The 5,065-nt window shown below is 47.5% G+C and carries 6 protein-coding genes and 1 pseudogene; 2 read left to right on the top strand and 5 right to left on the bottom strand.

What is annotated here, in order from left to right:
* The 3 genes from P3X23_RS11355 to P3X23_RS11345 form a co-directional block, all read right to left on the bottom strand.
* Nucleotides 1-645: DUF4335 domain-containing protein (locus P3X23_RS11355; protein ID WP_300876838.1), on the bottom strand; the 645-nt coding region annotated here is incomplete at its 3' end.
* Nucleotides 645-1,250, bottom strand: coding sequence for a DUF3038 domain-containing protein (locus tag P3X23_RS11350; RefSeq protein WP_300876836.1), 606 nt, complete (start codon nucleotides 1,248-1,250; stop codon nucleotides 645-647). The genes P3X23_RS11355 and P3X23_RS11350, both read right to left, overlap by 1 nt.
* Nucleotides 1,251-1,256: 6 nt before the next feature.
* The gene (locus P3X23_RS11345) at nucleotides 1,257-1,460 is read right to left on the bottom strand and encodes a DUF751 family protein (protein ID WP_300876834.1); all 204 of its coding nucleotides are present in this window, start codon (nucleotides 1,458-1,460) and stop codon (nucleotides 1,257-1,259) included.
* 407 nt (nucleotides 1,461-1,867) lie between these two features.
* On the opposite strand from P3X23_RS11345, the gene P3X23_RS11340 reads away from it, so the two are divergent.
* Nucleotides 1,868-3,229 carry an AAA family ATPase gene (locus P3X23_RS11340; protein ID WP_300876832.1) on the top strand — a complete coding sequence of 454 codons (1,362 nt, stop codon included), beginning with the start codon at nucleotides 1,868-1,870 and terminating at the stop codon, nucleotides 3,227-3,229.
* A 4-nt stretch (nucleotides 3,230-3,233) separates the two neighbouring features.
* Nucleotides 3,234-3,986, top strand: a complete 753-nt coding sequence (locus P3X23_RS11335; protein ID WP_300876830.1) for a hypothetical protein — start codon at nucleotides 3,234-3,236, stop codon at nucleotides 3,984-3,986.
* 39 nt (nucleotides 3,987-4,025) lie between these two features.
* Here the strand turns inward: P3X23_RS11335 and P3X23_RS11330 are convergent, their stop codons facing one another.
* A complete protein-coding gene (locus P3X23_RS11330; RefSeq protein WP_300876827.1) occupies nucleotides 4,026-4,820 on the bottom strand; it encodes a hypothetical protein in 795 nt (264 codons plus the stop codon).
* A gap of 97 nt (nucleotides 4,821-4,917) precedes the next feature.
* Nucleotides 4,918-5,065, bottom strand: a pseudogene (locus tag P3X23_RS11325) (photosystem II q(b) protein); the annotation flags it as partial.

The raw sequence follows: 5,065 nt of genomic DNA, 5'->3' as shown, positions 1-5,065 counted from the left end.
CAGCGGTACAAGGGTAGATGCTTTCGGGGGAGGAGGCGGAGGAGCCAGTTGCGGGGTTTCCGTAGATTCTGGCAAAGGGGATGGCATCACTAGGGGGAACGGGTTGGATTCCCTAGGAGAAGTGACAACCATCGAAGCTGGTGGCATTAGCCAGCGTTGAGTAACAAGGGTGAAGGCAGCAACCACGCCCACAGCCACCGCCGCACTTTTAATCCAGATTGGCATTTGAGCAAGGCTCGATTGGGCGCGTTCCACTAGTTCTGGCAAGGGCTCCATGACGGCAGACCAGTCATCGAGAACGGTCACTAAATCGTATAACTCGGTCAATTGCAGCAGAATCACCCGCCCATCGGGTAGATGCAATTCATGTTCGAGGGGCGATCGCGACTGCAAAACAAAGCCCTCTCTGGCAACTGCTGTCGGTGTTTGGTGATGACTGAGAAAACTCTCAATATATTCGTTGACCAACGTTTTCAGTTGATAGAGCTGGCGATCGTTGCCCTCAAATCTTAGTTTTTCTCCGACAGCCAGTGTAAAGTGGAGCGATCGCACCGGTGCACGGTGTAGCTTCTGAGTGAAGGGCAAAAACTCAGCAGCAACATCCAGTTGGCAGGTGAGCTGAGAATAGCTGAGGGTGGTACTCATTAGACATCGGAATGGGGAAACAGGATGGGCAATTCAGGCGCTGGTGTAGGTACTGGTTCAGGTTCCACCAAGGAGAGGGAGGGGGTCACGGGAGTAGTGCGTTCTAGGAGGGTAACCCAGAGACGACGTGCCCCTTGGGGCGTACTGGAAAAGAGTAAATCTACAAGTAAATCTAAAGCCAGTTGTGCCAATCCAGTACCATCGCTACTGTTGTTGGCTATTCGCTCTTGATACAAGCTAGTGAAGCGGTGAATGTAATCCCTAAGAAGCGGATCTAAATGAGGGGGGCAACCTTGGCTGGTCTGCTGTTGCCAGCGTTCAATGGCAGCGCGGATGGTCTGCCGATGCTGCTGCGCTAAACGGGTACAGATCAAAGCTAGGGCACGGGCTTCATCCATATCCAATTTGCGCCCTCCAGTGCGACCTCGCCGCAGGGGACTCAATTGCCGCAGTCGCCACAGCCCTACACGATTGGGCAGATAGGCTTTGAAACCCATTGCTTCTGCCAATGTCAATATCTCTGCCGAACCCACCTGCGCCACAGCTTCGAGACTCAGCAAAATTAGATCAATTTGTGCTTTGATGGGTAGGGAAGAGACCATCATGCCACCTTATACAGCAGTTAAACCCAGCATTGCTCGTAACGTAAGAGCTACAAACGTCAGCAGCCCTGCCATTAAGCTAATAAGAGCGATCGCGCTCAGGGGACGCTTAAACAGGGGCACCAATGGTTCGATGACATTCCACACTACTCCTAATAAGACGGTAACAAAGTAGCGTTGGTAGCGCAGGACATTTTCCCAAAAGCCATCCATTGATTGCTGCTCCTAAGTTAGTGACGCCAGTGAGCCTGCAGTTGCTTTCATGATACTACTTCAGCGGAGGCTCTAAGGAAGCCACGCTCTCAGCCTATGCCACAGGGATATAACTAGACGGCAGTACAAGACCCTCCTTCTTCTCGACTGCATGGCTTAGTTCTTGATCAGTTCGTTGTAACCGCTCTAATAGACTGCGGGAAATAAGATGGGCGCTCTCAAATATCTATTGCTCTTGTGAGTATCTATTGCCATTGTGCAACAGCTCTTTTCTCAAGGAAAAATCATCTTCCGTTTATTCTGTTACAAAGATTTTACAAATATTTGTTAAAGAATTAAATTACTTGTTATTGTCAAGTATAGTTATACTTGTACTTCAGAGGCTGCTTCCTGCACTAGAGCTTCCTATGGATAATGAAGCAAATACTGAAGATAGGGTTATCCTGCCGTTGCTGGAGCGGTGGGGCTATCAGTCTTCTGAGTATCAAGCAAAGCCTCGGCTCAAAGAGGGGTACCCAGATTTTCTGGTGACATTACCAAGAGTGGGCGATCGCCCCCTGAACTATCTGATCATCGAGGTAAAAACTCCGTCAAAATCGCCACTGACAGGAAGCCAGCAACTGCGCAGATATATGGAAGCTGCCCATGCAGTTTTTGGCTTACTCACCAACGGACGAGAGTACCAATTGTTCTATCAAAATCCTCTCAAGGCACCGCTTCAACAGGTAAGATGCGCTTCAGGTCTGCTTGACAAAGAAACTCTTCAGAGACTGTCTAAAATTTTGCACCGCTCCACAGCGTCTGCTTTGGTGGCTGCTTTAACCCATCGACAGCTAGAAATCTATCGTCGTTTTGAAAAAGGACTTGCAAAGAATTTTTCTAGCCTCTCAGTTAGTTCTAAAGCTTCTAATTTTAAGGAGTCATCCATGATCATTACCGTCTTCAATCACAAGGGGGGGGTTGGTAAGACAACCCTGACCCTGAACTTGGGTGCCGCTTTTGCTAGTATGGGAAAGCGCGTTCTCCTGATTGATATTGACCCACAGTCAAATCTAACGGTTGGCGCCGGTATTGACCCCCTTGTAGATGTAGAAGAACAAGGCAGGAAGGATATTGTTGACCTATTGCTAGAGCCAAAAGTGAGTTTACAAGATGTGGTCTATCAAAGAGAGTGGGGCAACCTGCGCCTTGATATTGTTCCTGCCCACATTCGCCTAGCTGATAAAGAACCCGAACTTGTTGGAACAATTGATGTTGATCGGGTGTTGAAACGAAAGCTCAAAGATCATGGCTACGATATCGTGCTCATTGATCCGCCCCCCGCCTTTGGTAAGGTTAATGCCATTGCTTTAATGGCTTCTGATGGAGTACTGATACCTAGCCAACTTGCCCCCTACCCTATACGGGCAATAGAGTATGTTTTAGCTCGCCTTGAGGCCATCAGTAATGCAATGGAAACTCCACCTCGGCCCCTTGGAATTGCTGTGAATATGTATAACCGCAAAACATCCGCAGCCAACTATGAAATGAAGCAGAAGTTGTTGAAGATTGTTGAAAAAACAGCTCATACAGGACACGCAGTGCCAATCTTACCCGAATCAACATGGATTGCCAATCTAGTGGTGATGTTGCGTGCCACAGAGTTTCAGCAACCGATATTCAGTAGAGCACTTTATGAAAAATTAAGTAGAGCAGACAGAGAATCAATTGATTATTTAATAACTTCATTTGAAAATTTAGCTCGCTATCTTTCTAGTCAGTCACTATAAGAATATGAGTCACTCAAATCTCATCTCAAAACATCTCAGACCCCATCGTGCAAATCAGGGTCAAATTCATATTGATTACCTGAAAATACCAGAAAATTATCCAGAGGACTTATGCTCCACTTCGCCTCACCTTATTCATGAGTATTTGAAACAGTATAAAACTAACCTCACACCCCTCATCATTCGTCCGGTGACCACATTAGAAGGCGACACAGAGTATGAGGTTGTTTTTGGTAAAGAGGTGGTTGAATTTGCCCGTGAATTGGGCATCAATCAATTGTGGGCATCCAGGATTGAACTAGAGGATAAAGAGATTCCGGCCTTTCAAGAAAGATTAAAGTCTATTTTGCAAACAAGTTCCAAAGATGGTAATTCTTATGCACAAAAATCGGAGAGAGACAACTTAGTTAACGAAGACTCTCAACTGGTTGTAAAACTGTTGAATGAACTTCAGAAAAGCTTAAATGAGCAAATTCAGTCTATTGTAGGACAGCTCCAAAAAATTAATTGGGAATTAAATGAACTCAAAAGAAACTTGAGCGAGTTACAACAGCCTGTTACTAAATCACAGCAGCGTGTGGCAATCAACACCTACAAAAACGCTGAGAATCTTACTAAGAGGGTTCCGGGATTGATACTTGAAGAAGCTCAAGTCATCACCCAGCAAAATCAACAATGTAAAAAGTTTAAATCTGTGGACGAACTGAAGAAAATTGCTCCGTCAGGCCGCTGGGATGAAGTTAGCCTCTTATTTTAAGTAGAGCCTTTTGGCAATACACCCCTGTGATTAATTTAACTAAGGTTTAGGTTTAGGAAGCTGACCCCTAGCAACCAATAGCTCCCATGCCTGCAAAACGGCAACTAAGTCAGAGGCAAGGCGGTATTCATTGGCTTCAGCAAAACGCACCGTTGCGGTGGGGGTAGAGACGAGATTAATAGGCACAGGTTGCTCTAAGGGTGTCGGTACAAAATCAAAGCCATTGAAGCGGTCAAACCGGCGATCGCTCAACAGTTGATTAAACTGGCTGACTTGAGCAGTGGTCACTGTGCGCAGTGTGCGGCTGAGGGTTTCCCCCCGCGCAGTTGTTGTTTGCTGGACGATCCGACCGTCCTCGTAAAGCAGGGTCGTTGTCACTGAGGGTAGGCGGTTCCCAAAGGGAGCGCTCTGCCGAATAACGCGAAAACTCACACCCTCAGGAAGGGGAGGCGGCAACGCTTCTGGACTCAGAAGTTGAGGTCGTTGAATCAGGATGCCAATCATCCGACTCCCAGCGGCATCCCAGAGAATGAGGGAACCACTTTGATTGGTGCGATAGACCCACTCTTGGGGATAGGGGGCGTTGGGGTTTGTCAAGGTAATTTCCCAGCCAGGAGTCAAACGCTCGGCACAATCAACCCGCAATCCTCCCAAGCCCAAACAGGCATCAGACCAAACCTTGGGCTGAACTTGAACTACACTAATTTGATCCGGTTCCTCACCAAACTGCTCGGCAGCGATCGCGATCGCCCGCGTGATGATCTCTGGCGCTGGTGTTACTGCTTGAACCACAAGAGGCGCTGCTACTGCCAAAAGGTATGTCCAACCATTCATTAATATAGTCTCTAGCCTTTGACCATCATAAAAAAAGACCGCCTCTATAAAGAGGCGGTTCCCTTAACTAGAACGCTAGTTAGAGTTGCCCTGAGAATTAGCCATTGATGCTCGGAGCAATCATGGCCACAGGAGCAGACTCAGCACTGGCCAAGTCAAGGGGGAAGTTGTGAGCGTTGCGCTCATGCATCACTTCTATTCCCAAGTTGGCACGGTTGATGATGTCAGCCCAGGTGTTGATCACG

This window comes from Thermosynechococcus sp. Uc (assembly GCF_029335995.1).
Classification (GTDB): Bacteria; Cyanobacteriota; Cyanobacteriia; order Thermosynechococcales; family Thermosynechococcaceae; genus Thermosynechococcus.
Note: the sequence above shows the minus strand (reverse complement) of the source record. Positions and strands in the feature narration are given on the sequence as shown.

Excerpts from the sequence above, each read along its gene's own strand:
- P3X23_RS11335 (WP_300876830.1), top strand. The coding sequence starts at position 3,234 with ATGAGTCACTCAAATCTCATCTCAAAACATCTCAGACCCCATCGTGCA.
- P3X23_RS11330 (WP_300876827.1), bottom strand. The coding sequence starts at position 4,820 with ATGAATGGTTGGACATACCTTTTGGCAGTAGCAGCGCCTCTTGTGGTT.
- P3X23_RS11340 (WP_300876832.1), top strand. The coding sequence starts at position 1,868 with ATGGATAATGAAGCAAATACTGAAGATAGGGTTATCCTGCCGTTGCTG.
- P3X23_RS11345 (WP_300876834.1), bottom strand. The coding sequence starts at position 1,460 with ATGGATGGCTTTTGGGAAAATGTCCTGCGCTACCAACGCTACTTTGTT.
- P3X23_RS11350 (WP_300876836.1), bottom strand. The coding sequence starts at position 1,250 with ATGATGGTCTCTTCCCTACCCATCAAAGCACAAATTGATCTAATTTTG.